The sequence below is a fragment of the Kitasatospora sp. NPDC056783 genome, assembly GCF_042789895.1.
Classification (GTDB): Bacteria; Actinomycetota; Actinomycetes; order Streptomycetales; family Streptomycetaceae; genus Kitasatospora.
The window spans coordinates 1-3,312 of record NZ_JBHUAF010000587.1 but is presented as its reverse complement, the minus strand read 5'-3'; the positions used below and the strand labels follow the sequence as shown (position 1 = coordinate 3,312).

The following is a 3,312-nucleotide window of genomic DNA, read 5'->3' as shown; positions in this document are numbered from 1 at the left end:
GGTCCGGGCCGGGAGTTCGAGCCGGGTGAGGAGCGCCGAGGGCGAGACCTCGACCACCCGGCAGCGAGCCCGGTGGCGGCAGTGGCGGGCGACCGAGCCGTGCCGCAGCCGGTCCAGCCGGCGGCGGGTGGCGGCGCCGAGGACGAGCAGGTCCTCCGGCCCGGTGACGGCGCCGACCAGCGCGGGGCCGGGCTCCGAGTTGACCACCAGCGGGTGGATGACCAGGTCGGACGGGTAGCCGCCGTAGGCCTGCTCGAAGGCGACGTCGAGGCGCCGACGGGCGGCGTGCTCCAGTTCGGCGAGCGGGCGCAGACCGTCCCGCTCGCTCACGGCCCAGGCGGCGACGGGCACCAGCACCGCCTGGCTGCGGGCCGCCTCACCGACGGCGTGGTAGAGGGCGGCCAGACTGCTCAGTGATCCGCTCAGGCCGACGATCACTCGGGTGGTCCCGGTCATGCCCGTTCGCCTCCGTCTCTCCGGCGGAACTCTCCGTCGAGTCCTGCCGGTTCGGAACTCCTTGCTTCGGATGACTCCAGTGAACCGCGGAACCGATCCCTCCGTACGGCCGCTGACGCCACCATGACGCAGGTCTCACCGATCTTGACGGACCTCTGGCGGGGCGCGGGGTGCCTTCGTGCGTCGCGGCTCCGGCCGCCCGGTCGGCGCCGCCGGACGACCCGCTGTCAGGAGGGCGTCAAGGACGGGGGTCCGGGCGTACGCCCTGCGTCAAGGACGGGTGCGGTCGGTGCGCGGAGGGTCTCCACTGGAGGGGTCCGGCCGCACGGGCCGGCTCTCGAAGGGACCAGCCATGACCACCGCCACCGCCGTCATCGACGTCGACCAGCCGCGGCAGCGGACGGTCCGCCTCGCGCCCGTCACTTCGCGCCAGGACCGTCCCGAGCCGCCTGATCCGTCCCCGGCGGCGGACCGCGACCGCACCCGCCCGGCGCACTGCCGGTTCGCGCTGCACTACGAGGACTGACCCGCGAGGACCGGCCCGCCGTCCCACGCCCCGCCCCCAGGAGGAGCCGCCATGACCCAGCTCAGCGCCCCGCCCGTCCCCACGGCCCCCGCCGCACCCGCCGCCCCCGTCCGCGCCGACGCGCTGGGCGTTCCCTGGCCGGCCTCGGCGCGGCCCGGCCGGGGCCCGGCCGACCTGCTGGTCGGCGGGGTGGGGCTGGCCGAGGCCGCCGAGCGGTTCGGCACCCCGCTGTACGTGCTGGACGAGGCCGAGGTGCGCGCCCGGGCCCGGGCCTACCGACGGGCGCTTCCGCACGCCGAAGTGCTGTACGCGGCCAAGGCGTTCCTGTGCAGCGCGATGGCCGAGTGGGTGGCGGACGAGGGCCTGGGGCTGGACGTGTGCTCGTCGGGCGAGCTGTGGCTGGCGGTCTCGGCGGGCTTCCCGGCGCAGCGGATCCTGCTGCACGGCAACGCGAAGTCCCCGGAGGAACTGCGGCTGGCGCGGCGGCTGCGGGTGGGGCGGATCGTCATCGACGGGCCGGCCGAGATCGCCAGGCTGGCCGCGCTGGTGGCGGCCGACACCCCGCAGCGGGTGCTGGTCCGGGTGGTCCCGGGGATCTCGGCAGGGCACCACCCGGCGGTGCGGACCGGGGTCGGCGGGCAGAAGTTCGGCTTCCCGATCGAGGGCGGGGACGCGGCGGACGCCATCGCCCGGGTGCTCGACCAGCCTGGTCTCGAACTGGCGGGTCTGCACTGCCACTTGGGCTCGCAGATCGCCTCGGTCGAGCCCTATCTGCTCGCGCTGGACGCGCTGGTGCGGCTGCTCGCGGCGGTGCGGGACCGGCACGGCGTGGAGCTGCCGGAGCTGGACCTCGGCGGCGGGCACGGCATCGGCTACCTGCCCGGGGACGACGAGCTGGACCTCGCCGACTTCGCGGTCCGGGTGACCGACCGGCTGGCGGTGCGCTGCGCCGAGGCCGGGCTGGAGGTGCCCCGGCTGGTGGTGGAACCGGGCCGGGCGATCGCCGGGCCGGCCGGGGTGGCGGTGTACCGGGTGCTGTCGGTGAAGCACACGGCCGACGGCCGCGGCTTCGTCGCGGTGGACGGCGGCATGAGCGACAACCCGCGCCCGGCCCTGTACGGATCGCCGTACACGGTGCGGCTGGTCGGCCGCCGCTCGGAGGCGGGCGAGGCGCGGGTGGACGTCGTCGGCCGCCACTGCGAGGCCGGGGACGTGCTGGTCCGGGACGCCGCCCTGCCCGCCGACCTGCGCCCGGGTGACCTGCTGGCGATGCCGGCGGCCGGCGCGTACCAGCTGTCCATGGCGTCCGGCTACAACCTGGTCGGCCGCCCGGCGGTGGTGGCGGTGAAGGACGGCCGGGCGCGGCTGTTGATCCGGCGGGAGACGGTGGAGGACTTCCGGCTGCGGGAGGTCGGCCGCTGACACCGGGCGCGGGGTCGGCCGCCGCCGGGCGCGGGCCGGGCGGCGAAAAAGCAGGTGAGAGGGTGTGCCGGCCTTCGGTAGGGTCCCGCCCGTGACGAACTGGCGTGAGATCTACGAGGCCGACTGCGCGATCCCCGAAGGCCGGGACCTGGACGACCTGGTCGCTGAACTGGCGGCGGCCCTGGGGGACCCGGACCCGGAGATCCGGGACGGTCACCCGTACGCGGTCCTGGACGCCTGGATCCGGGGCGGGGTGATCGACGGCGAGCGGCGGCTGGCGCTCGGCGACCTGATGGCGGAGCGCTTCACCGACCCGCGGATCGAGGCCCGGACGTTCGCCCCGCTCGTCCTGACGATGATCGTGGGCCGGGGCGGCCTCCGGCCCGAGTGGCTCGACGCGTTCGCCGCCTGGTACCGCTCGGAGACCGACCTGCGCGGCCGCGACGACACGCTCGGCTGGCTGCACGCGGTGGCGCACGGCGCGGACCTGCTGGGGGCCCTCGGCCGGCGGCCCGAGGTCGACCCCGAACCGCTGTTCGCGCTCGCCGCCGAGCGCCTGCTCACCCCGACCGACCACCTGTTCGCCGAGCGGGAGGACAACCGGCTCGCCCGGGCCCTCGCCCTGGTCCTCACCCGCCCGGACCTGACGCCGGAGCGGTCGACGGCTTGGCTGTCGACGATCGGCGAGGCCTTCGCCGCGCAGGAGCGCGGGCCGATGCCGGTCTGGGCCTCGAACACCGTCCGCACCCTGTTCGCCCTGTACGTCCTGGCGGACCTCGGAGTGCCGACGGAGCGCGGCGGCCGGCCGGTCCCGCTCGCCCACGGTGACGCGGTCAAGGCGAGGCTGGCCGAGGTGGTCCGGCCGGTGTTCCCGTACGCCTGAGAAGCCGCGCGGCCGGCGCGAGAAG

Annotated in this window: 4 protein-coding genes; 3 read left to right on the top strand and 1 reads right to left on the bottom strand. The window is 76.2% G+C overall.

Going from position 1 to position 3,312, the window contains the following annotated elements:
- The coding region (locus tag ACFRMQ_RS39480) for a universal stress protein (RefSeq protein WP_380735729.1) at positions 1-456 on the bottom strand (456 nt) is incomplete at its 3' end.
- A gap of 352 nt (positions 457-808) precedes the next feature.
- On the opposite strand from ACFRMQ_RS39480, the gene ACFRMQ_RS39475 reads away from it, so the two are divergent.
- The 3 genes from ACFRMQ_RS39475 to ACFRMQ_RS39465 all read left to right on the top strand — a co-directional run bounded on the left by ACFRMQ_RS39475 (position 809) and on the right by ACFRMQ_RS39465 (position 3,287).
- The gene (locus ACFRMQ_RS39475) at positions 809-982 is read left to right on the top strand and encodes a hypothetical protein (RefSeq protein ID WP_380735728.1); all 174 of its coding nucleotides are present in this window, start codon (positions 809-811) and stop codon (positions 980-982) included.
- A gap of 51 nt (positions 983-1,033) precedes the next feature.
- Positions 1,034-2,404 carry a diaminopimelate decarboxylase gene (gene lysA, locus ACFRMQ_RS39470; RefSeq protein WP_380735727.1) on the top strand — a complete coding sequence of 457 codons (1,371 nt, stop codon included), beginning with the start codon at positions 1,034-1,036 and terminating at the stop codon, positions 2,402-2,404.
- 91 nt (positions 2,405-2,495) lie between these two features.
- Positions 2,496-3,287 carry a DUF2785 domain-containing protein gene (locus tag ACFRMQ_RS39465; RefSeq protein WP_380735726.1) on the top strand — a complete coding sequence of 264 codons (792 nt, stop codon included), beginning with the start codon at positions 2,496-2,498 and terminating at the stop codon, positions 3,285-3,287.
- Positions 3,288-3,312: the final 25 nt, after the last annotated feature.